Raw genomic sequence first — 22616 nt, forward strand, 5'->3', positions numbered from 1 at the left:
AAGAACCGTCCGCAGCTCATCAACGACCTGCTGAGTGTATCGACGAATTATCCTTGCGTCATGTGCCGCCTGCCAACCGCGCCAATCCGCCGCTTGCCTCGGTCAGTTTCACGGCCCTCTTGTCGAAAGAGACGAAGGTATCGGCTCCAAGCCAGTTGCCCTCGTGGGCGATGACACCATCGGCGAAATCACCCCCGGCATCGAGGAACGCCAATCCGGCCTCGGCTGCGGGCCGGTCAACAACCGTATTGGAGGCATTGATTAAGTGCCGGATCGAAGCCGCGATATCGGCAGCCGAAGTCTTGTAGCCTCGAGAGAGAACCCAGGTCAGCTCGCATAATGCGGGGATCGAAATGGCTATGAGGTCTGCCTTCTTGAGAAGGGCTTCGGCCACCTTGCTCTGTTCGGCATGATCTTCGACCAGAACCCGCACCAGGACATTGGTATCGGGTGTTATCTTCATCGCTTACCGGCCCACGCGTCAGCAATGACCTCGTTCATTTCCTCGATCGACAGTGATCGATTGTTCGTTTTCCCTTTCAGGAAGCCGAAGGCATCCGAAATCTTTCCGGTTGGTCGAGCGGCTTTCACCTCAACTCGTCCCCCAGGAAGTTTTTCTATCGAGATCTTGTCGCCCGGATGTACACCGAGGTGTTCCAGGAGATCCTTCCGGAGCGTAACCTGCCCCTTTGCCGTGACAGTGAGCGTACTCATCGGAGCCTCAATCCTTGCTTCCCGATAAGTAAGGCGATTTAGCCTTACTTTCAAGTGAGGCGGGGAGCCCCCCACTCCCGCTCTCACTCCCGCCTGGGGCTGAACTTCCAGGTCAGGGCGACGAGGCTCGCGGTGATCAGGCCGCTGATGAGGCCGGCCAGCGGCAGGGCGAGCAGCAGCGCCGCACTTGCGGCCCAGCCGATCGAGGAGAAGGCCTCGGCGAAGGTTGCAAGCCGCGAAGACGTCTGGCGGCGGCGGAATTGGCTGCGCCTTGCCTGCACCCGGAACCAGAGCTGGATCGCGGTCGCCGAGGCCGCGCTGACGATGATCGCTCCGGCACTCACCGCGGCCTGGAACGGCGAGGCCAAGGCCAGCGCTCCGACCAGTGGGCAGAAGATGACCGCGATCGCGATCAGCACCACCTCGATCTTGGCGCGGATGACGCTGGATGACGTCAGCGGCGCGGTGGCGACGAGATCGGGAGCATCCTCCCCCGAGATCGTCAGCCAGGCGAGCCCGCCGGCAAGCTGTCCGGCCGCCATCACGATCACAGGTGTGATCAGCGTCAGCGCCGCCGAGCTGTCGGCAAAGTTGCGCCAGAGCAGAAGCGCCGGCGGCACCAGATAGAGCAGCTGCATCAATGTCTGCGAGATCAGCCAGGGATCGCGCCACAGCAGCATGAACTCCTTGCGCCGCAGCGCCTGCGGGCGCGATCCGCCGCGGAACGGGCGCTCCTTGGCACGGACGCGCCCGGACGTGCCGTACGCCGCCGCATCGATCGCGGTGTCGGCGAAGCGGTGCGAGAAGATCGCCATCACGCTTCCGAGCAGCACCAGAGCGAGCGCGAGAAGCAGCAGCAGCGCCTCGCTGTCGCCCATGGTCGCCCGCGCCGGCCACCACCAGATGCTGTCGATATCAGGCGCGTAGGCGGCAAGGTTCCCCGAGGTCAGGATGGTGAAGCGCGACAGCGTGCCGTAGGACATGATCGCGGCGACCTGAAGCGCGATCACGAAACCCGCGCCGATGATCGCGGCGAGGATCTGGGCGATCAGGCGGGTTCGCGCCGGGCCGATCAACCGGAACAGGAGAATGGTGACGGCGATGGCGATCGCCGCGGCCGACAGGCCCATCGCAATGACGACGCCGAAGGCGGCGAGCCAGCGCGCGCCGCCGCCGATCACGAGAACGTCGATGAAAGGCGTCGAGAACAGCAGCGCGAGCAGGGTGACGGTCAGCGCGATCGCGGCGATGCGGACCGAGAACAAATTGGCCAGCGTCGCCGGCGAGGACATGATCAGGTCGAGGTCGGCGCGGGCGTAGAATACCCGCGTCACCGATTCGATCGCCTGCGACAGCATCAAGGTCCAGGCGAGAAAGATCGTCGCCGAAATCACGATCAGCGAGGATTTGTCGAGCGGGAGGTGCAGGTCGGCGAAGCGGCCGATCACCGCCCAGGCCGGCAGGTGCAGCAGCGCGGCGAAGCAGAAGAGGCCGATCATTGCCGCGCGCGTACGCTTGCGCCGGCCGCCCGTCATCATGACGAACCATTCGCGCCAGGCGAGCCGCAGCTCGTGGCGGGCAAACCAGGAGAGCGCGGTCGCCGAGCTCATGCCGCGGCCTGAAGCGTCACCAGCGCAATGAAGAGATCTTCCAGGCTGGTGTCGGCATGGCCATTCTGCTGGCGCAGCTCGGCGAGCGTGCCTTCCGCGACCAGGCGACCAGAGGCGATCACGCCGATGCGGTCGGCCATGCGCTCGGCGACCTCGAGAATATGCGTGGTCATGATGACGGTGCAGCCGGCGCGGACGCGCGCGCTGAGCAGGCCCTTGACGTGGCGGGCGGAGACGGCATCGAGCCCCGTCAGCGGTTCGTCGAGGATGATGAGACGGGGATCGTGCACCAGCGCCCCGGCGAGAGCGACCTTCTGGCGCATGCCCTTGGAAAAGCCCTCGCAGCGCTCGTGCCGGTGCGCCTCGAGCCCGAGCGAGCCGAGCAGCTCTTGCGCGACCGGCTCCGAAGCCGACGGAGCGATGCCCCAGAGCCCGGCGACGAATTCGAGATATTCGAGCGGGGTCAGCTTGTCGTAGATCATGGGCTCGTCGGAGACCCAGGCCATCACCTGCTTGGCGGCGACGGGGTCTGCCAGCGCATCGATGCCGAAGATCGAGACAGCGCCCGCATCGGGCCTGAGCAGGCCTGCAACCATGCGCAAAGTCGTGGTCTTGCCGGCGCCGTTGGGGCCGACCAGCGCATAGAATTCGCCGGCGTGAATGGTGAGATCGAGACTGTCGACCGCCACACGGTCAAAACGCTTCGTTAACCCTCGGACTTCCAGGGCCGAGTTGTCCGGCTTCATGACGGCCACACCATCCGGTTTGCATCGCCCGAGACCATGACCCGAAGATGTTTCGGCACGGTGAATCGCACTGCCGCAAATTCCGCGATCCGGATTGGACTAAAGGCAAGGCACCCCGACAAGTCACCGTTTGTTGACAGCGCGCGGGCGTTCAGGCTGAATTGATTCCGGACAAATGGCGCCAACGCAGCGAAACGACTGCGTAGCGACTGGACACAAGATGCGGCAAGGCGGCCAAAAGAACCGCCGGTTGCGTCGGGAGGATGCGCGGCGATGCTGGATTTCGTTCAGCAGCTGGTCAGCGGTGTTGCGCTCGGCTGCGTTTACGGCCTGATCGCGCTCGGCTTCGTGCTCGTCTACAAGGCCACCGAGGTCGTCAACTTCGCCCAGGGCGATCTGATGATGCTGGGCGGCTTCTTCGCCTTCACCTTCATCGGCATGATGGGCCTGAACTACTGGATCGGCTTTGCCGGTGCAGTGGCCGCGATGGCGCTGTTCGGCATGCTGGCCGAGCGCGTGGTGGTGCGGCCGATCCTCGGCTACCCGCAGTTCTCGATCATCATGGCGACGATCGGCCTCGGCTATTTCCTGCGCTCGATCGCCGGCATGATCTGGGGCACCGACGATCTGAAGATCGAGACGCCGTTCAGCCAGGGCGTGCTGCGCATGGGCTCGCTGGTGCTCGCCTACGACAAGCTCTCCGTGATCGCGGCGACGATGATCCTGTGCACGCTGCTCTGGCTGTTCTTCAACAAGACCATGCTCGGCACCGCGATGCGCGCCAGCTCCGAGAACATGCTGGCGGCCTACTACATGGGCATTCCGGTCAAGCGCGTGGTGTCGGTCGTCTGGGCGATCAGCGCGGCGGTCGCGACCTGCGCCGGCGTGCTGCTGGCGCCGATCACCTTCATCCACTCCAATGTCGGCCTCGTGCTCGGCCTCAAGGCCTTTCCCGCCGCCGTGCTCGGCGGCTTCGGCTCGATCCCGGGCGCGGTGGTCGGCGGCGTCCTGATCGGCGTGATCGAGAGCATGGCCGGATTCTACCTGCCCGAGGGCTGGAAGGACGTCGCGCCCTACGTCGTGCTGCTCACGGTCCTGCTGCTGAAGCCCGAAGGCCTATTCGGCCTTCACGTCCGCAAGAAGGTCTGAACGCCATGCGCTTCCTGTTCAAGACCGACTACGAGGACGACATCAAGCTGTTCCCGCATTCGGGCTACGTCGTCACCTATGGCGTCCTGCTCGCGCTCCTGCTGATCGCGCCCCATGTGCTCTCCAGCTACCTGATGAGCCAGCTCGTCTTCGTCTGCATCTACGCAATCGTCGGCGTGGCGCTGCTGATCCTGACCGGCTTCACCGGCCAGGCCTCGCTCGGGCATGCCGCGTTCCTCGCGATCGGGGCCTACACCGCGGCGTATTTGCAGAAATACAACGTGCCGTTCCCGGTCTACTTCCTCGCCGCCGGGCTGTTGACCGGCATCATCGGCGCGATGGTCGGCTTTCCCGCCCTGCGCCTCACCGGCATCTACCTCGTCATCGCCACCATCTCCTTTGCCCTGATCGTCGAGGAGATTCTGGCGCGGTGGGAAAGCGTCACCAACGGCAATGAGGGCATGCGGGTCAAGACGCTGTCGCTGCTCGGCGTCGCCGTGCCGCGCGACAGCCCGACCTTCTATTACCTCTGTCTTGCCGTGCTGGTGCTGACCATCGTCGGCACGCTCAATCTGCTGCGCTCGCCGACGGGCCGCGCCTTCGTCGCGATCCGCGACTCCGAGACAGCGGCGCGCAGCATGGGCGTCAACGTCGCGCTCTACAAGGTCAAGTCGTTCGCGATCTCGGCGGCGATCACCGGCCTTGCCGGCGTCCTGTTCGCGCACAAGCTCTCCTTCATCTCGCCGGAGATGTTCACGCTCCAGCTCTCGATCGAGTTCATCATCGTGATCCTGATCGGCGGCACATTCAGCCTGCACGGCGCGGTGCTGGGCGCGATCTTCATCGTGATGATCGATCCGTTCCTGACCTATCTCAAGGACGACATGCCCGGCATCATCGCCGGCATTGCCGCGGCATTCGGGGCGAGCTCGGCGACTGTGGGCAATATCCAGTCGAACGTCGCGGCCTTCGCCTCGCTCAACGGCCTGAAGGGCGCGATCTACGGCATCATCATCGTGCTGTTCGTGCTGTTCGAGCCGCTCGGGCTCTACGGCCGCTGGCTGAAGATAAAACTCTTCTTCCAGCTGTTTCCGCTCTACAAGCGCGCCACCTTCAAGCGGCAGAAGATCTACGTGAAGTCGGAGCGCAACCGATGAGCTATTTCCGCGCCGAGAACCTGTCGCTGCATTTCGGCGGCCTCAAGGCCGTCGATGCGGTGTCGTTCGCGGTGGAGAAGGGCGAGACCCTCTCGATCATCGGGCCGAACGGTGCCGGCAAGAGCTCGATCTTCAACCTGATCTCGCGGATCTACCGGCCGACCTCGGGCCGCATCTTCTTCGAGGACCAGGACATCACAGAGCAGCCGCCTTACGACATCGCAAAGCTCGGCATCGCCCGCACCTTCCAGAACATCGAGCTGTTCGAGAACGCGACCGTGCTTTCGAACCTTCTGGTCGGCCGCCATCGCCATTCGACCACCCGGCTCTGGCAGGAGCTGCTGTTCCTGCCGAGCGTGCGCGCCAACGAGAAGGTGCACCGCCGCAGGGTCGAGCAGGTCATCGAATTCCTCGATCTCGAACCCTATCGCGACAAGCTGATCTCGGGCCTGCCTTACGGCGTGCGCAAGGTGATCGAGCTGGCGCGCGCGCTGTGCTCGGAGCCGAAGCTGATCCTGCTCGACGAACCGTCCTCCGGCCTCAATGTCGAGGAGACCGACGACATGTCGTTCTGGATCCGCGACATGAAGAGCGAGCTCGGCGTCACCGTATTGATGGTCGAGCACGACATGTCGCTGGTCAACCGCGTCTCCGACCGCGTCATCGCGCTGAACTATGGTCGTGTGCTGGCGATGGGCTCACCCGCCGAGGTGCAGCAGCACCCCGACGTCGTCGCCGCATATCTGGGAGCCTGACGCATGGACGCCGCGGCGACCCCGGACATCATCCTGAAGCTCTCCAACATCGAGAGCTATTACGGGCCGATCATGGCGATCCGGGGCATCTCGCTGGAAGTGCCGCGAGGCCGCATCGTCACGCTGCTCGGGGCCAACGGGGCCGGCAAGACCACGGTGCTGAAGACCATCTCGGGCATTCTCGATCCGCAGAAGGGGACCATCGAGTTTCTGGGCAAGCCGATCCAGCGCATGGAGGCTGACCGGATCGTGCGGCTCGGCCTCAGCCACGTGCCGGAGGGGCGCGAGGTATTCCCGTTCCTCTCCGTGCGTGAGAACCTGATGATGGGCGCCTATCCGCGCAAGGACCGCGACGGCGTCGCGGAGGATCTGGAGCGCGTCTACGGCTATTTCCCGCGCCTGAAGGAGCGCATCAACCAGCCGGCCGGCCAGCTCTCCGGCGGCGAGCAGCAGATGCTGGCGATCGGGCGCGCGCTGATGAACCGGCCGACGCTGCTGCTGCTCGACGAGCCCTCGCTCGGCCTGTCGCCACTGCTGGTGAAGGAGATCTTCACCATCATCCGACGGGTCAACGAGGAGCAGGGCATGTCGATCCTCTTGGTCGAGCAGAACGCCAAGGTGGCGCTGGAGACGGCCCATTACGGCTATGTCCTGGAGATCGGCCGGATCGTGATGAACGACAGCTGCGACCGCTTGATGCATTCCCAGGATATCCAGGAATTCTACCTCGGCGCCAAGGAAGCGGGCGCGCGCGGCGAGCGGCGCTGGAAAAAGAAGAAGACGTGGCGGTGAGGAAGAGCTGGCGGTAAGATGAGCCTGCCATCCGCAACATGGACCGCCGGCAAGGCAGGCAGCGGAGGCAGGCGACAGGGAGGAGAGGCGCATGGCCCGACCGGCGGTGCTGACGGTCGCTGATACGATCGCGAAGAGCTTCTTGCGCGCCGCCGAGACGCGGGGCGACAGGCCGGCGATCCGCGAGAAGAAATTCGGCATCTGGCAACCGACGAGCTGGCGCCAATGGCTGGAGATCTCGAAGGAGATCGCCTACGCGCTTCGCGCCGTCGGCTTCATGCCCGGCGACGTCGCCTCCATCATCGCCAATGCCGTGCCCGAATGGGTCCACGCCGACATGGGAATATTGTGCGCCGGCGGCGTCTCCTCCGGAATCTATCCGACCGATTCCTCGTCCCAGGTCGAGTATCTCGTCAACGACTCCCGCACGAAGGTGATCTTCGCCGAGGACGAGGAGCAGCTCGACAAGATACTCACCTGCCGCGCGCGCTGCCCCTCCCTGCAGAAGATCATCGTGTTCGACATGGAGGGCCTCGGCGGCTTCTCCGACGACATGGTGATGTCGCTCGACGAGTTTTGCGCGCTCGGCCGCAACCACATGGTCGGCCGCGAAGCGCTGTGGCAGGAGATGATCGACAGCCGCAGCGCCGGCGATCTCGCGATTCTCGTCTATACGTCCGGCACGACCGGTCCGCCCAAGGGCGCGATGCATGCCAACCGCAGCGTCACCCACCAGATGCGGCACGCCAATGACTTCATCCCGGCACAAGAGGACGAAGACCGGCTGGTCTTCCTGCCGCTCTGCCACGTCGCAGAGCGCATCGGCGGCTACTACATCTCAGTCGCGCTCGGCTCGGTGATGAATTTTGCCGAGAGCCCGGAAACCGTGCCGGACAATCTGCGCGAGGTGCAGCCGACCGCCTTTCTGGCGGTGCCGCGCGTCTGGGAAAAGTTCTATTCCGCCATCACCATCGCGCTGAAGGATGCGACGCCGCTGCAGCAATGGGTATACCGCCGCGCCATCGGCATCGGCTATCGCATGGTCGATTGCCGGATGGAGGGCAGGGCGCCACCGCTGTCTCTGCGCATCGCCAACCGCATCGCTTACCTGGTCGCGTTCAGAAACATTCGCCGCATGATAGGGCTCGACCGCTGCCGCACCGCGTTCACCGGTGCGGCTCCGATCGCACCGGAGCTGATCCGCTGGTATCTGGCGCTCGGCATCGACATGCACGAGGTCTACGGCCAGACCGAGAACTGCGGGGTCGCCACCATGATGCCCGCGGACAGGATCAAGCTCGGCTCGGTCGGCACCGCGGTGCCCTGGGGCGAGGTCGCGCTGTCGCCCGACGGCGAGATCCTGATCAAGGGCGAGTTCCTGTTCATGGGCTACCTGAACCAGCCGGAGAAGACCGCGGAGACGATCGATTCCCGCGGCTGGCTGCACACCGGCGACGTCGGCACCATCGACAATGAGGGCTTCGTCCGCATCACCGAGCGGATGAAGGACATCATCATTACCTCCGGCGGCAAGAACATCACGCCGTCCGAGATCGAGAACCAGCTCAAGTTCTCGCCCTACATCTCGGACGCGGTCGTGATCGGCGACAAGCGGCCCTATCTCACCTGCCTCGTGATGATCGACCAGGAAAACGTCGAGAAGTTCGCCCAGGACCACGACATCCCCTTCACCAATTATGCGAGCCTGTGCCGGGCGAAGGAGATTCAGGACCTGATCGGGCGCGAGATCGAACAGGTCAACGGCAATTTTGCCCGGGTCGAGACCATCAAGAGGTTCTATCTGATCGAGCGCCAGCTCACCCCGGAGGACGAGGAGCTGACGCCGACCATGAAGCTGAAGCGCGGCTTCGTGAACAAGCGCTACGCCGCCGAGATCGACGCAATGTATCGCGAGCGTGCGGTGGCGTGAGTCATTTGAAAAAGCGAGGGAGCGATGGCCCCGCCCTTCGCACAATACGGGCCCCAAGGAGAGGAGACGTCAATGTCGAAGTCGTTCAACGCGTTCGGCCTTGCTATGGGCGCTATCGCGCTCAGTTGTCTGCCGGCCGTCGCGCAAACCAAGGTCACCAATGAAGGCATCTCGGCAACCGAGATCGTCATCGGCACCCATCAGGACCTGTCGGGTCCGGTCAAGGGCTGGGGCGTGTCGGTCTCCAACGGGATGAAGATGGCGGTCGAGGAGATCAACGCCGCCGGCGGCATCAACGGCCGCAAGATCAAGATGGTCCTCGAGGATAGCGGCTACGATCCGAAGAAGGCGGTGCTGGCATCGCAGAAGATGATCGAACGCGACAAGATCTTCGCAATGATCGGCCCGATGGGGTCGCCGACCGTGCTCGCCGCCCAGGATGTGCTGTTCGATGCCGGCGTGCTGCAGCTGTTTCCCCTGAGTTCGGCTGAATTTACCTTCAAGTTAGATCCCAACAAGCCGCAGGAGCGGCTGAAGTTCGCCAATCTCGTTCCTTACGTCGAGAGTACCCGCGCTGCGCTCAAATACATGGTGGAGATCAAAAGCCCGAAGAAGCCCTGCATCATGTATCAGGACGACGAGTACGGTAAAAACGTGCTCGACGGTTTCACCCAGCAACTCGAGGCGATGAAGCTCCAGCCGGCCTCGGCCACGAGCTTTAAGCGCGGCGCCTCCGACTTCAGCGCACAAGTAGCCAAGATGAAGTCCGACGGCTGCGACCTCGTCGTGCTCGGCACCGTGATCCGCGAAACGATTGGCGCGATGTCCGAAGCCAAGAAGCTCGGCTGGGACGTCACTTTCCTTGGTGCCACGCCGACCAACGTGATGGAAGTGCCCGCCCTCGGCAAGGAAGCCGTCGAAGGTCTCTACGCCGCCAGCGGCTTCGAGATTCCCTACGAGGACACGGCCAAGGACAAGGTCAAGGATTGGCTCGTCAACTACAAGAAGACGTTCAACACCGATGCCAATACGCAGGCCATCATCGGCTACAATGCGGTGATGACCTTCGCCTTCTATGCGCAGAAGGCGGGCAAGGACCTGACCGGGCAGAAGATGCTCGACGCGCTCGAGTCGGGCGACAAGTTCCTCGACATCTTCAACTCGCCGCCGACGACGTTCTCCAAGACCAACCATCTCGCCAACACCATCACCCAGGTGCAGCAGGTCAGGGGCGGCCGCTGGGTGCTGGTCAAGGACAATCTGATGTTTTGATGCTTCTTTGCCTCTCCCCGCGTGCGGGGAGAGGCCGGAATTTGCGGGAGCAAATTCCGGGTGAGGGGGAGTCTCCGCGAGTCCATCCTTCACCGTCTTTGCGGAGGCAGCCCCTCACCCCAACCCTCTCCCCGTAAGAACGGGGAGAGGGAGAGGACCAGCTACGATCCCCCGCCCGCCGTGCCCGAATTCACCGGCGCCAGCTCGTCCTCCCGGCACCGCCAGCCGTCGGCGGCTTTCACGAAGGCGAAGGTTCGCTGGATCCTCAGGCGGCGTGTGACGTTGAAGGCTTCTGCGGAGCGCTCCTTGTTGCCGGCTCCCGGCTGCGGACGACCCGTCCTCGCGTCCCAGCAGGTGCCGGTGCAGGTGGAGGCCACCTTGCTGCACATGGTGAAGGGCGTCAGCACGGCCATCTCGATCTCGCCCGTGACCTGCGCCTCCTGCTCGGTCACCTGGCTGTCGAGCGCATAGACGCGGTTGATGCGCAGGAAGTTGCCGCAGGAATTGGCCGCATGGATTCGCGCGGCGCAGAAATCGACCGCGTCGGTGTCGGGCGAGCGGGCTGCGACCTGCCGGCCGAACACTTTTCTGGGATCGCCCTTCGCCGCGCGGATTTCGTCGGTCTTGCGCTTCAAATGGTCGGCGAGACAGTCCTCCGCGGATTCGAGCTCTTGCAGCGGCACGTTCTCCTTGCCGACCAGATTGCATTTGCGGTCGCGCTCTCGCGTCCACCTTCCGTATTCGGCGAAGGCAAAGCGCGCCGCGGTCGGGTCCAATTTGCCGATCAGGCCGAGCACCTGGCCGTTGAGCTCGGTTTCGGCAAGCGCCAGCGACGGGTCGGCGCAGATCAGCGCGCCTGCTGCGGTGTTGGCCGCGAGGCAGTCGAAATCAGGATCGCGCACGATGGCGGCGCGCTCCTCGGTGACCTTGAGCAGGCACGCCTTGACCCGGTCGAATTCGTCGGCGCGGATCGCGGTCTGGCCGACGATGCCGCAGCTGAGGTTGCGCTGGCGGATCCAGATCGCATTCTCCTCGATTCCAGGCAGGCGATCGGGCAAGCGGGCGAGCCGCGCCTCGATCGCCACGCCCAGCTTCTCGGCGGCAGCGGCAAGCTCGGCATCGCCGCAGAACAATTGGTTGCCGGGGTCGCGAATCTGCTGGCAGTTGTTCTTGGCAAATAGCGGCAGCCTGTCGGCGATCGAGCGGTCGGATTGCGCGGACGCGGGCGTCGCCGGCAATGCCAGCAGCGCAAGCACAGACAGCACGATGAATCGCATTCCAGTAGCCCCCGCATGGAAGGCGCCATGCTAGCGTCTGGGATCTCGCGGTGAAATGGGTTTGTGCTGGGTGTACAGTGGGAGGTCTGTAGCCCGGATGGAGCGCAAGCGTAATCCGGGGCCGGTGCGAGTGGTAAGAGTCCCGGATTTCGCGGAGCCTGTCATCGGGCGGCGCTTCGCGCCGACCCGTTGGCTCCATCCGGGCTACGAGGCCGCTTCGATCAACGCACCTCGGCGGCCACCATCGAGACCTGGATCGGTTCGTCGACATACTTCATCACCGCCGACTGGTAGAGCACGAACAGCGGCTGATAGCTCCGGGTCGCGTCATCGCTGACCATCGCCATGCGGCGATTGTCGAGCATCAGCCACTGGCCGTCGAGCTTTGCTGCGGCAATCGCGTGCTCCTCGCCGGCCCTGACGTCGCGCACCACGACGATGCGGAGGTCTTCAGAGGCAACGCCCGCCAGCCGCAGCGCGGCCAGCTTGGCGATGGCATAGTCCTCGCAATCGCCGGCGCCGCGCGCGAAGGTCGCAAGCGGCGGGCTCCAGACGTCGTCGGTGCCGTCATTGGCGGCGTGGATGGCGAGGTTGACGGCGCGGTTGGTCTCGCCGAGGCGCGCGCGGCCGTCGCGGGTGCGGGCCTGGTCGACGATGGCGAGCAGCTTCAGGGCCGCGGGCGAAGCGCAATTGTCCCGGTCGCCGTCGCACAGCGCGAGCTGCACCATGTCGTCGTCGAGCTTGTCCTTCAGCGCGGACCATTTCTGCTGCAGGCTGCCGGACGAGATGGCGAAGGCGAACACGCCGAACGGTTCGGCGGATTTGCGCACGAGGACGCCGGCGCCCGGCGACAGCAGCGTGCCGGCGCGAAGCTCGGCAGCCGATCCGAGCAGGATCAAGCCGCACAAGACAAGGATTGCGCGCCAGGCGCGCGAGCGAGCAGCAGTCTCCATCTGACATCCCCTTCCCGAGCTTCGCGAGATCCCCCTCGATCTCGACGTGCCGGGCTTTGTTGCTTTCGCGGAGATAGTGCGAGACGGGCCGTTTTGTTCTGCTTAACGCGCCCGGCAGGGGCCCCAGAACCGGGTGACAGGCTGAAACGGGCCTGTTCGAATTGCGTAAAATTTTACGATTCGGAGGCTAGGGAGGCTTCGCCGCCGCGAAATGGAGCCAGTTGCAGGCAGAAGTTGCGAGGCTGCCGATTCTGCCTCTCATGGCTAACGGCCCGCTATTTTACGGGTTCTGTTAGTTAGGTCACAGATTTAGCCCCGTATTTGCCGCAGGATGCTGCAGGGCACCACGAAGGAAAGATGACGCAAGTATCTATTCTACCAACTGTACGATAGACGACTTGGGGGGACGGGAAATGCGTGCATCTAAGCCTGTTTCGACTTCAGAATGCTTGAAATATTACTTCCGCTTGTCTGGGAAGGCGCCGCCGTGCGGAGGCTCTTACGGCCAAGTGACGCGAAATCACACAAGCAATAGACGGTTTCGCTAAGGACTTGGTAATGCTAAGCAAGCTTAGGCAGTCGATACTTACTTAGATTTTAACCCTTTTTACGGTGCCCGGTTGAACTACGCTGGCAAATTTGACGCCGCGACCTCCTTGAACGGCGAGGGTTCCAGCGCGCCCGCCTACGGCCATGCCGATTCCTTTGCGGCCAAGCCCTTCATCGCAAAAGCGCACGGTCATGTGCCTGATGGCGCGTTCGTTGTTCCCGACCCCAACCTGATCTTCAACGGCGAGTTCAAGCGCGCCGGCCTCGATCTCGTGCTGTCCCACGAAGGGCATGAGTTCGTGGTTCACGATTATTTCAGGGGCGACAAGCGCGCCGCGATCGCCTCGCCCGACGGCGCCCATCTCACCGGCGACATCGTCAACGCCCTCACCGGCCACGTCCAGGTTGCCCAGGCCGCGCCCGGCGCTGCGGCCGCTCAGGTCATCGGTCACGTCACGAAGCTCGTGGGCAGCGCGACCGCGATCCGCAACGGCGTCTCGGTCATCCTGAACAACGGCGACAATGTCGAGAAGGGTGACGTGGTCTCGACCGGCGCCGATTCGACGCTCGGCATCACCTTCATCGACGGCACCGTGTTCGGCCTGTCCTCCAATGCGCGGATGGTGCTGAACGAGATGGTCTACGACCCCAACGGGTCGAGCAACTCCTCGCTGCTCAGCCTGGTTGCGGGCACCATCACCTTCGTCGCCGGCGAGACCGCCAAGCACGGCGACATGAAGGTCGACACGCCGGTCGCGACCATGGGCATCCGCGGCACCGCGGTGCTGACCCAGATCAACTTCGTCGTTCCCGCCGGCGGCGGCGATCCGCAGCCGCAGGCGAGCTTCCAGGTGCTGGTCGAGCCGAACGGCACGACGGGCTCCTACATCCTGTTCGACAAGATCACGCTGCTGCCGATCGCGACGGTCAACCAGGCCGGCCAGATGATCCAGATCAGCGGCGGCAACGTCTCGATCTCCAATGCGCTGATGTCGCCGGAAATTCAGAAGCTGATCACGGACGTGTTCACGCAGAAGTTCACCGACAACAACACCAACACCAAGCTGACCACGAACTTCACCGACACGATCACGCCGTTCAGCCAGGACCTGGTGTTCAAGTCGGGATCCGGCGCCATCGTGACCGCGACATTCGTCAATCTCAATCTGCAGGGATCGGAGCGGCCCGGCGCGTCCACGCCGCTAGTCGTGCGCATTCCCGGCCAGCCGATTGTGCAAAGCTTTGACGCCAGCGGCAACGTGAAGACGGCGTTCGCGCTGACCGAGCGCGCGGACACCACCGGCGACACGCACGCTGACACGGTTTCCGGCCTGATCCGATTCGTCGATCAAAACCTCGGCGACCGGCCGACGGTGAGCGTCAGCCTCGCCGAGGCACCGAACTATGTCTACAAGAATGCCGGCCAGCAGGACGTCACCGGCTCGCTCACCGCGCTCCAGAAGCAGGATATCGCGGCGACGCAGATCCAGATCAGCGTCGTTGCCGACCCCGCCAACGAGAACAACGGCTCGGCGGTCTGGACCTACACGATCCCGGACAAAGTCTTCGATTTCCTGGCAGCCGGCGAGACGCTGACGCTGACCTACGTGTTCCGCGTCGACACCAATTTCACGGTGAGCCCCGAGAGCAAGTTCATCCCGATCACCATCACCATCACGGGAACGAACGACAAGCCCACCGTGGCGACGTCCGGCGGAACCGTCATCGAGAAGGTCGGGACCGGCAACGAGGCTCTGGACACCATCACGGGCACGGTCACCTTCACCGACGTCGATCTGACGGACCGGCCGATCGTGAGCGCGGCGCTCTCGTCCGCCCAGCCGTTCAAATATCTCGATGCGGAAGGCAACGACATCACCGCGACGCTGACGCCGGAGCAACGCGCCGCGATCGCAGCCGTCGAGGTGCCGCTGACCGTGGTGCAGGGCGCGGGCAACGGCAACAACGGCTCGGCCACCTGGACCTACAGCGTTCCCGACCATCTCTTCGACTTCCTGGCTGAGGACGAGAAGCTGATCCTCAACTACGTGGTGCAGGTCGATGACGGGCACGGCGGCGTCGTCAGCACGCCGATTACCGTGTCCATCGACGGCGCGGACGTCAATGTCGAGGGCACCAACGACGTGCCGACGATTGTCGAGGACTCGACCACGCCGACCGGCACCGTGAAAGAGGACGCCGCGGCGAGCCTGCTGGCCAGCGGCACCATCGCCTTCAACGACCCCGATCTCACGGATACGCACGGCGCGAGCTTCGTCCTGAAGTCGACGACGTCGAACGCGCATCTGCCCGGCTTCGGCAACGGCACCTCGCATATCGGTACCTTTGCGCTGACGGCGGTGAGCGAGAGTCCGGGTGTCAGCACGCGCGGATCGGTGGGCTGGACCTTCACGCTCAACGACAACGACCCGGTACTCCAGTCGCTGGCCGAAGGCCAGACCATCACCCAGGTCTACACTGTCAAGGTCGACGACCATCACGGCGGGACGGTCACCCGGGACGTGACGGTCACCATCACCGGCACGAATGATGCGCCGACCGTCACGAGCGATGCCGACGCTGCAAAGGGGAGCGTCACTGAGGATAGCTGCGCGACGCTGTCGATCGACGGCACGCTGGCGATCCAGGATCTCGACCTGATCGACACCCACACGGCGCAGGCCGTGTTCAAGTCGTCGACCTCGAGTGGGCATCTGCCTGGCTTCGACGACGACACGCCGCTCGGCACTTTCACGATCGATTGCGATGTCGCGGAGTTCAACACCGACACCGACAATGGTGCGACGCTGGGCTGGCACTTCAGCCTCGGCAACAACAACGCGGTGCTTCAGTCGCTGGCTGAGGGCCAGAGCATCACCCAGGTCTATACCGTCACCTTCACCGACAACCACGGCGCGCAGGTATCGCAGGACGTCACCGTCACGATCAACGGCGCCAACGACGCGCCGACGATCACGAGCGATGCCGCCGCGGCGACGGGCGCGGTCACCGAGGACGACGGCGCCTCGCTGACGACCTGCGGCACGCTGGCGATCCAGGACCTCGACCTGATCGACACCCACACGGCGGAGTGGTCGTTCAAGTCGTCGTCCGTCAGCACGGATCTCCCGGGCTTCGGGACCGGTTCGCATATCGGCACTTTCTCGATCGATTCGTCGGTGGCCGAATCCGGCAGCGACACCAGCAACGGCGCGACGCTGGGCTGGCATTTCACGCTCGACAACAGCAATCCCGTGCTGCAGTCGCTGGCGCAGGGCCAGACCATCACCCAGGTCTATACCGTCACGTTCGACGATCATCATGGCGGCACCGTCAGCCAGGACGTCACCGTCACGATCACCGGCACCAACGATGCGCCGGCGGTTTCCTATGTGACGTCGGACTACATGAATTTCGACGGCCAGACGATTGCCGTCGGCGAGGTGCCGACGGTGGCCACCGATGACGTGACGCTGGACGGCTGGGTCAACTGGAACGGCGCGGCAGATGCCGGCCACGGCCAGATCCTGTTCTACAACGGCAACACTTCGACCGCCGGCTTCGGTCTCCTCGGCACCGTCAACACCGATGGTACGATGGAGCTGCAGATTCTCGCGGGCGGCCGCCAGATCGCCGATACCGGCGTGGCACTCACGGCGTCGCAGTGGCACAACATTGCGCTGACGCGCGAGAACGACACCTTCAAGCTCTATCTCGACGGGCACCTCGAATATTCGCAGTCGTGGACGGTCAACCCGATCGACGGCAGTCCGTCGAATCCGTCGGCGTCCTACATGATGATTGGTGCCGCGAGCGACCCGGGCGCGGCGGGCTTTGGCACCGAAGGCTTCTACGGCTCGATCGCCGATGTCAGCGTCTGGACCACCGTGCTCACGCAGGCGCAGATCCAATCGATCGATTTCACCGCGCTCACGGGCGGTGAGGCGAATCTTGCTGCCTATTATCAGCTCGGCGACGGCAGCGGGACGACGGCCTCCAATACGGTCAATCCCGCCAAGAGCCTTATGATCGAGGGCGATGCGGACTGGGCCAGCGGCACCTCCGGACCAGGCGGTGCCGTTGCCGATCTGATGGAAACCAATGCGGGTCAGCTTTCGCACGGCGTGCTGGCGGTCTCCGACGTCGACGCGACCGATCACGTCACGGTGTCGGTCAGCCAGCTGCAGGTCTCTCTCGGCGGAGTGCTGCAAACCGGCAATGTCGGCGGGCTGTCGCATGAGGCCCTGCTGAACTATCTCACCGTTCCGTCCGGCGATATCCTGAACGGCACGGCCACCCACGCCCAGTTCACTTGGAATTTCAATTCGGGTAGCCAGGCCTTTGACTTCCTCGCCGCCGGCCAGACGCTGTCGCTGCAATACACGATCGTTCCGTCGGATGCGGATGGCGCTGGCACGGGTGGGGTCGTCACCATCAACATCGCCGGCACGAACGACGCGCCGACGCTATCCGACCTCCACATCGGTCCGCTCACGGACACGGCCGCAACCGACACCTTCGTTCCTCTCACCGGGTATTTGGCCGGAAGCGATGCGGACAGCGGCGAGACGGCGACGCTGACCTACGCCGTCCTCAATGCGGATTGTCATGGGACGGCGACGGGTCTGTACGGCTCGCTGACAGTCAACGCCGACGGCAGCTACAGCTATGTTCCGAACGCCGACGCGATCAACGCGCTGGCGGAAGGATCCTACGAGGATAATTTCACGGTCCAGACCACGGACGCGCATGGTGCGACCGGCGCGGCAACGCTCACGGTGGACGTGACCGGCGCGAACGACGGGAATGTCGCTCCGGTGATCAACGTCGATCAGATCAACGTCACGCAGGAAGGCGACCAGATCTTCGTCCACGGCATCACGGTCAGCGACGCCGACGCTGCTCTCGATGAAACCTTCGTACTCACCGCGGCGGCGGATTCGGGCACCTATGTGGAGCCTGCACCGACGTCCGATACCCTGGCGAGCGTCAATTCAGCACTCCAGGGGCTGACCTACACCGAGCCGAGCCAGAGCGCGCTTGCGACGGATAAGCTGGCGATCACTGTGACCGACGGCCACGGTGCGAGCGACACGGTCAACCTGATCTTCAACCTGACCGAACAAGGCCCGGTCACCCTCGCCAGCACAAACGGTAAGGATGTGCTGTTCGGGACCGGCTATCAGGATCAGTTCGTGTTTGCGGCCAACTCCAACCGCGACATGATCCTGGATTTCACGCACAATCAGGATCACATCGATCTGTCGGCCGTCGTGACCACCGCCAGCGTGTCCGACTGGATGACCCAGCATGTGACCGCGTCGGGGACAGACACCCTGATCACGCTCGATGCGGCGAACACCATCCTCGTGAAGGGCGTCAGTCTTCAGGCGAGCGACTTCATCGTGCATTCCTGACGCGCGTGGGCGAGGTCCATCGTCTGCACACCCGATCGGAGCTGCCGCTCGCCGTCAAAGCGTGATATTCCAGCTGGCATGAAACGTCTGAAGATCCTGAGGCGGTGGTTTGCGCGGAAGCTCGGCTTTGCGCGGCTGATGTGCCTTGCGCTGCTGGTTCTGTTTGCCGGCGCGCGCCTCTGGGATCCGCCGCCGATCCAGGAATTGCGGCTGCGCACCTTCGACATGTTCCAGCTGATCGATCCCAGGCACAAGACGGCGCGGCCGGTGACCATCGTCGATATCGACGACAAGAGCCTCGCCAAGCTTGGCCAGTGGCCGTGGCCGCGGACGCGGATCGCCGATATGATCCAGAACCTCACCAACAAGGGCGCGGTGGCGATCGGCTTCGACGTGGTGTTTGCGGAGCCCGACCGCCTCAATCCGGATCTGGTCGCGGGCCAGATGCGTTATCTCGACGATGCCACGCGTGCCAAGCTGCGCGAGCTGCCGACCAACGACCAGATCCTTGCCGAGGCGATCAAGCGCTCGCGCGTGGTGCTGGGTGAGACCGGGCAGCGGGCGATCTCGTCCGAGATCGACAAGTCGCTGCCTTTCACCGGCATCGCGACGGTCGGCGAGGAGAATGCCGAGCGCTTCCTGTTCGAATTCCCCGGCCTGCTCCGCAACGTGCCCGTCATCGAGAAGGTCGCGGCCGGCCGCGGCCTGTTCACCATCAAGACCGAGCGCGACGGCCTGATCCGCCGCGTGCCGATGGTGATGCGCGCCCAGGGCAACATCATGCCCTCGCTCAGCCTCGAGATTTTGCGCGTCGCCACGGGCACGCCGACGCTGCTGATCCGGACCGACAAGACCGGCGTGCGGGCCGTTCGCCTCAAGGGCGTGGAGATTCCGACCGACAAGAACGGTCAGCTCTGGGTGCACTATGCGCGCCAGGATCCTTCGATCTACGTCTCGGCGGCCGACGTGCTCGACAACACCGTGCCGCCCGCCAAGCTCGCCGGCAAGCTGGTGCTGGTCGGCACCTCCGCGGTCGGGCTCAACGACATCAAGACCACGCCGGTGTCCTCGACCATGCCCGGGGTCGAGATCCATGCCCAGGTGCTGGAGAGCGTGCTGAGCGGCGCGGTGATTTCCCAGCCGAACTACGCGCTCGGCATCGAGCTGCTCGCCGCGCTCGTCATCGGCTTGCTCGTCATCATCTTCACGCCGAATCTCGGTCCCGTGCGCCTCGTGCTCGCCGGTGCGATGTTCGCTGCGATCCTGGTCGGCACGTCCTGGTTCTTCTACGCGCAGTACCGCTATCTGATCGACTTCACCTATCCGCTGCTCTCGACCACGGCGATCTATCTGACGCTGATCTTCGCCAGCTTCGTGCGCGAGCAGCGCCAGCGCGTGCAGATCCGCGGCATGTTCGCGCAATACATGTCGCCGGTGCTGGTCGAGCAGCTGGCGCAGTCGCCCGAAAAGCTCGTGCTCGGCGGCGAGGAGCGCGAGATGACGATCATGTTCTCCGACGTGCGCGGCTTCACCACGATCTCGGAGAGCTACAAGCGCGATCCGCAAGGGCTGATCGCGCTGATGAACCGCTTCCTGACGCCGCTGACCGACGTCATCATCGAGCGCAAGGGCTATATCGACAAGTACATGGGCGACGCCATCATGGCGTTCTGGAACGCGCCGCTCGACGATGCCGAGCACGAGATCAACGCCTGCGAAGCCGCGATCCGGATGCTCGAGCAGATCGACGCGGTCAACAAGGAGCGCGAGCAGGAAGCGGCCGAGGGCGGCCACGTCTACATCCCGCTCAATGTCGGCATCGGTCTCAACACCGGCATCGGCGTGGTCGGCAACATGGGGTCCGACCTGAAGAAGAACTATTCGGTGCTCGGCGACAGCGTGAACCTGGCCTCGCGCCTGGAAGGCCAGTCGAAGGAGTACGGCTTTCCCATCATCATCGGCTCCAGGACCGCACTCGCCGCCAAGGAGAAGTTCGCGATCCTCGAGCTCGACTTCATCATGGTCAAGGGCAAGACCGAGCCGGAAGTCATCTACGCCATCGCGGGCCGCGAGGACGTGATGCGTTCGGCCGCGTTCCAGCGCCTGCGCAACATCACCATCGAGATGCTCGGCTGCTACCGCGGCCGCGATTGGCAGGGCGCACTGGACGCGATCGAGCGCGGCCGCAAAAGCGAGGACGCCGACACGCTGGAGAAGCTGTTCAGGCTCTATGAAGCGCGAATCAAGGATTTCCAGCTCAATCCGCCGCCGGAGGGCTGGACCGGGGCGTATGCGCTGCTGACGAAGTAGGGCAGGTGGGCCGCTGCCAGTGCCTCACACTCCGTCATTGCGAGCGAAGCGAAGCAATCCAGACTGCCACTGCGGAAAGATTCTGGATTGCTTCGCTTCGCTCGCAATGACGAGTTTGACGCGCCTGTGTGGGCCAAACACCAACTCCCGTAGAGTGGGCAAAGGCGCGTTAGCGCCGTGCCCACGTCTTCTCTCTCGTCGTAGCTCGGTGGGCACGCTTGCGCTTTGCCCACCCTACGACTGCGGCGCTTGCCGCCCCTCACTCCACCCCGATCGTCGTCAGATCCTGGAACCAGTGCTGCGCCTGCACGAACTGCTTGATTTTCGGCGATAGCGCGTGCGGGTTGGTGTCGTGGACGACCCACACCAGCGTGGCATCGTCCACGATCGACGCATGCGCCTGCGCCAGCAATTCGTCCTGCTTGGCGCTGTCGAAGGTTTTCTTGGCCTCGTCGATGAGGGCATCGACCTTCGGGTTCTTGTAGCCGCCCCAGTTGACGCCGACCGGCGCGATCTGGCCCGAATGGAAGAAGCGGACGATGGCGTAGAGCGGGTCCGAGGTGACATAGGCGATGTTGTTGGCGGTGATGCCGGCGTTCATCTCGTCGGCGGCGCCCTTGCGCCAATGCGTATAGAGCGTCTCGAGCTCGACCACCTTGAACTCGATGTCGATGCCGATCTCCTTGAAGCTCTGTTGCAGGAACTCGTTCATCGGCAGCGACAGCATCTGGCCGGTGCCGCCCTGCGCGATGATGAAGGTGGTCTTGAGCGGCTTTGCCTTGGAGTAGCCGGCCTCCTCGACCAGCTTCTTGGCGGCGGCGAGATCGTATTTCAGCTCGAAGCTGGGCTTGCCGAACCACGGGCTCGATGGGTCGACCTGGCCCTTGGCAGGCTTGGCGAGGCCGTTCATCAGTCCGACGACTTCGTCACGGTTGATCGCGAGGTTCAGCGCCTTGCGCAGGCGGATGTCGGTCCAGGGCGAGCCCGGCAGCACGCTGAGGTGATAATTCCAGACATGCGGCGTGACGTTGTCGACGAGCTTCATGCCGGCCGCCTTCAGCTGCGGCACGGCATCGGGCGCCGGCGTCTCGATCAGGTCCACTTGTCCGGCGAGCAGCGCATTGGTGCGCGTCAGCGCTTCCGGCATCGGCACCAGCACGATCTTGTCGGCCTTGGGAATGCGCTTCTTGTTCCAGTAGTCCGGATTCTTGCTGAGCTCGGCGAGCTCGCGCGGCACCAGCTTTGTCAGCTTGAACGGGCCGGTGCCGGAGGGCTGGCTGGCGAACTTGTCCCAGTCCTTGCCGAGCTTTTCATATTGCGCCGGGCTCGAGACCAGGAACCACAGCATCTGATAGGGAAAGAAGGAATCGACCGTCTTGGTGGTGATCTCCACCGTGAAGTCGTCGATCTTGGCGTAGCTGGCAACGGATGGAAGGCGGGTCTTCACCTGCGCGCTCTGCCGCTTGTCGAATTGCGGCGCCTTGTCGTTGAGCACCTTGTCCAGATTCCAGATCACCGCATCGGCATTGAAGTCGCTGCCGTCGTGAAACTTCACGCCCTTGCGAAGGGTAAAGCGCCATTTGGTTTTGTCGGCATCGTCCACCTTCCATTCGGTCGCGAGGCCCGGCACCAGCTTGCCGGGTCGATCGGCGACGTCCATCTCCCAGGCGACCAGGGGATCGTAGATCGTGTAGGCGGTGAACTGATAAGCGCCGGCGCCGCGATCGGGCTGGCCGGTGGTGAGCGGAATGTCCGCCATCGAGATGCCATAGCGCACCACCGTTTCGGCGCGCGCCGAGATTGCGGAGAACGCCAGCGCAAGCACGGCGAGACAGGTCGACAGACGAATACGCATGGCCCAAAGCTCCAGGGAAGATCTGCGGCCAAACGTGCAATCTTGATGCCAGAATAGGCAGCGCGCCGGTTTTGCCGGTGCCTCATCACAAGGACTTGTCGCCGCGCGGGCAATTTGCAGAATTTGTTTC

15 protein-coding genes are annotated in these 22616 nt (G+C 63.8%); 8 read left to right on the forward strand and 7 right to left on the reverse strand.

Annotated features, from left to right (window positions below; all coding sequences use genetic code 11):
- Positions 1-58: 58 nt before the first annotated feature.
- From JQ566_RS10795 to JQ566_RS10810, 4 genes are all read right to left on the reverse strand, one after another.
- A complete protein-coding gene (locus JQ566_RS10795) occupies positions 59-463 on the reverse strand; it encodes a type II toxin-antitoxin system VapC family toxin (protein WP_212372224.1) in 405 nt (134 codons plus the stop codon).
- On the reverse strand, positions 460-714 hold the full coding sequence (locus tag JQ566_RS10800) for an AbrB/MazE/SpoVT family DNA-binding domain-containing protein (protein ID WP_122405874.1): 255 nt from the start codon (positions 712-714) through the stop codon (positions 460-462). Before JQ566_RS10800 ends, JQ566_RS10795 begins: the two co-directional genes overlap by 4 nt.
- 83 nt (positions 715-797) lie before the next feature.
- Positions 798-2324, reverse strand: a complete 1527-nt coding sequence (locus tag JQ566_RS10805) for a permease (RefSeq protein WP_212372225.1) — start codon at positions 2322-2324, stop codon at positions 798-800.
- Complete coding sequence (locus JQ566_RS10810; protein WP_212372226.1) at positions 2321-3070, reverse strand: ABC transporter ATP-binding protein; 750 nt, start codon at positions 3068-3070, stop codon at positions 2321-2323. The genes JQ566_RS10805 and JQ566_RS10810 overlap by 4 nt, the downstream gene beginning before the upstream one ends.
- A 273-nt stretch (positions 3071-3343) precedes the next feature.
- Here JQ566_RS10810 and JQ566_RS10815 point away from each other — a divergent pair, with 273 nt between their 5' ends.
- The 6 genes from JQ566_RS10815 to JQ566_RS10840 all read left to right on the forward strand — a co-directional run bounded on the left by JQ566_RS10815 (position 3344) and on the right by JQ566_RS10840 (position 10125).
- On the forward strand, positions 3344-4219 hold the full coding sequence (locus JQ566_RS10815; protein WP_100232257.1) for a branched-chain amino acid ABC transporter permease: 876 nt from the start codon (positions 3344-3346) through the stop codon (positions 4217-4219).
- Positions 4220-4224: 5 nt separating this feature from the next.
- Entirely contained in the window at positions 4225-5376 is a 1152-nt protein-coding gene (locus tag JQ566_RS10820) for a branched-chain amino acid ABC transporter permease (protein WP_212372227.1), read from the forward strand.
- Complete coding sequence (locus tag JQ566_RS10825) at positions 5373-6131, forward strand: ABC transporter ATP-binding protein (RefSeq protein WP_212372228.1); 759 nt, start codon at positions 5373-5375, stop codon at positions 6129-6131. Before JQ566_RS10820 ends, JQ566_RS10825 begins: the two co-directional genes overlap by 4 nt.
- 3 nt (positions 6132-6134) lie before the next feature.
- Positions 6135-6923 carry an ABC transporter ATP-binding protein gene (locus JQ566_RS10830; protein WP_100232260.1) on the forward strand — a complete coding sequence of 263 codons (789 nt, stop codon included), beginning with the start codon at positions 6135-6137 and terminating at the stop codon, positions 6921-6923.
- A 91-nt stretch (positions 6924-7014) separates the two neighbouring features.
- Complete coding sequence (locus JQ566_RS10835; protein ID WP_212372229.1) at positions 7015-8853, forward strand: AMP-dependent synthetase/ligase; 1839 nt, start codon at positions 7015-7017, stop codon at positions 8851-8853.
- 72 nt (positions 8854-8925) lie between these two features.
- On the forward strand, positions 8926-10125 hold the full coding sequence (locus JQ566_RS10840; RefSeq protein WP_212372230.1) for an ABC transporter substrate-binding protein: 1200 nt from the start codon (positions 8926-8928) through the stop codon (positions 10123-10125).
- A gap of 161 nt (positions 10126-10286) precedes the next feature.
- Here the strand turns inward: JQ566_RS10840 and JQ566_RS10845 are convergent, their stop codons facing one another.
- Together JQ566_RS10845 and JQ566_RS10850 are read right to left on the reverse strand one after the other, a co-directional pair.
- Positions 10287-11402: a lysozyme inhibitor LprI family protein gene (locus JQ566_RS10845; RefSeq protein WP_212372231.1), complete on the reverse strand. Its 1116-nt coding sequence runs from the start codon at positions 11400-11402 to the stop codon at positions 10287-10289.
- 221 nt (positions 11403-11623) lie between these two features.
- Positions 11624-12355 (reverse strand): transglutaminase-like cysteine peptidase, encoded by a 732-nt coding sequence (locus tag JQ566_RS10850; protein ID WP_212372232.1) that lies wholly within the window; start codon positions 12353-12355, stop codon positions 11624-11626.
- Positions 12356-12975: 620 nt separating this feature from the next.
- Between JQ566_RS10850 and JQ566_RS10855 the strand changes: the two genes are divergently transcribed.
- Positions 12976-18321 (forward strand): VCBS domain-containing protein, encoded by a 5346-nt coding sequence (locus JQ566_RS10855; protein WP_212372233.1) that lies wholly within the window; start codon positions 12976-12978, stop codon positions 18319-18321.
- Positions 18322-18399: 78 nt separating this feature from the next.
- Positions 18400-20631 (forward strand): CHASE2 domain-containing protein, encoded by a 2232-nt coding sequence (locus JQ566_RS10860; protein ID WP_212372234.1) that lies wholly within the window; start codon positions 18400-18402, stop codon positions 20629-20631.
- Between the two features lie 259 nt (positions 20632-20890).
- On the opposite strand, the gene JQ566_RS10865 is transcribed toward JQ566_RS10860, so the two are convergent.
- Positions 20891-22486: an ABC transporter substrate-binding protein gene (locus JQ566_RS10865; protein ID WP_212372235.1), complete on the reverse strand. Its 1596-nt coding sequence runs from the start codon at positions 22484-22486 to the stop codon at positions 20891-20893.
- Positions 22487-22616: the final 130 nt, after the last annotated feature.

The sequence above is a fragment of the Bradyrhizobium sp. SZCCT0231 genome, from assembly GCF_018130245.1.
Lineage (GTDB): Bacteria > Pseudomonadota > Alphaproteobacteria > Rhizobiales > Xanthobacteraceae > Bradyrhizobium > Bradyrhizobium japonicum_F.

What these genes read in the sequence shown, in the direction of transcription:
- JQ566_RS10795 (WP_212372224.1), bottom strand. Translation starts at nt 463, where the DNA reads ATGAAGATAACACCCGATACCAATGTCCTGGTGCGGGTTCTGGTCGAA.
- JQ566_RS10800 (WP_122405874.1), bottom strand. Translation starts at nt 714, where the DNA reads ATGAGTACGCTCACTGTCACGGCAAAGGGGCAGGTTACGCTCCGGAAG.
- JQ566_RS10805 (WP_212372225.1), bottom strand. Translation starts at nt 2,324, where the DNA reads ATGAGCTCGGCGACCGCGCTCTCCTGGTTTGCCCGCCACGAGCTGCGG.
- JQ566_RS10810 (WP_212372226.1), bottom strand. Translation starts at nt 3,070, where the DNA reads ATGAAGCCGGACAACTCGGCCCTGGAAGTCCGAGGGTTAACGAAGCGT.
- JQ566_RS10815 (WP_100232257.1), top strand. Translation starts at nt 3,344, where the DNA reads ATGCTGGATTTCGTTCAGCAGCTGGTCAGCGGTGTTGCGCTCGGCTGC.
- JQ566_RS10820 (WP_212372227.1), top strand. Translation starts at nt 4,225, where the DNA reads ATGCGCTTCCTGTTCAAGACCGACTACGAGGACGACATCAAGCTGTTC.
- JQ566_RS10825 (WP_212372228.1), top strand. Translation starts at nt 5,373, where the DNA reads ATGAGCTATTTCCGCGCCGAGAACCTGTCGCTGCATTTCGGCGGCCTC.
- JQ566_RS10830 (WP_100232260.1), top strand. Translation starts at nt 6,135, where the DNA reads ATGGACGCCGCGGCGACCCCGGACATCATCCTGAAGCTCTCCAACATC.
- JQ566_RS10835 (WP_212372229.1), top strand. Translation starts at nt 7,015, where the DNA reads ATGGCCCGACCGGCGGTGCTGACGGTCGCTGATACGATCGCGAAGAGC.
- JQ566_RS10840 (WP_212372230.1), top strand. Translation starts at nt 8,926, where the DNA reads ATGTCGAAGTCGTTCAACGCGTTCGGCCTTGCTATGGGCGCTATCGCG.
- JQ566_RS10845 (WP_212372231.1), bottom strand. Translation starts at nt 11,402, where the DNA reads ATGCGATTCATCGTGCTGTCTGTGCTTGCGCTGCTGGCATTGCCGGCG.
- JQ566_RS10850 (WP_212372232.1), bottom strand. Translation starts at nt 12,355, where the DNA reads ATGGAGACTGCTGCTCGCTCGCGCGCCTGGCGCGCAATCCTTGTCTTG.
- JQ566_RS10860 (WP_212372234.1), top strand. Translation starts at nt 18,400, where the DNA reads ATGAAACGTCTGAAGATCCTGAGGCGGTGGTTTGCGCGGAAGCTCGGC.
- JQ566_RS10865 (WP_212372235.1), bottom strand. Translation starts at nt 22,486, where the DNA reads ATGCGTATTCGTCTGTCGACCTGTCTCGCCGTGCTTGCGCTGGCGTTC.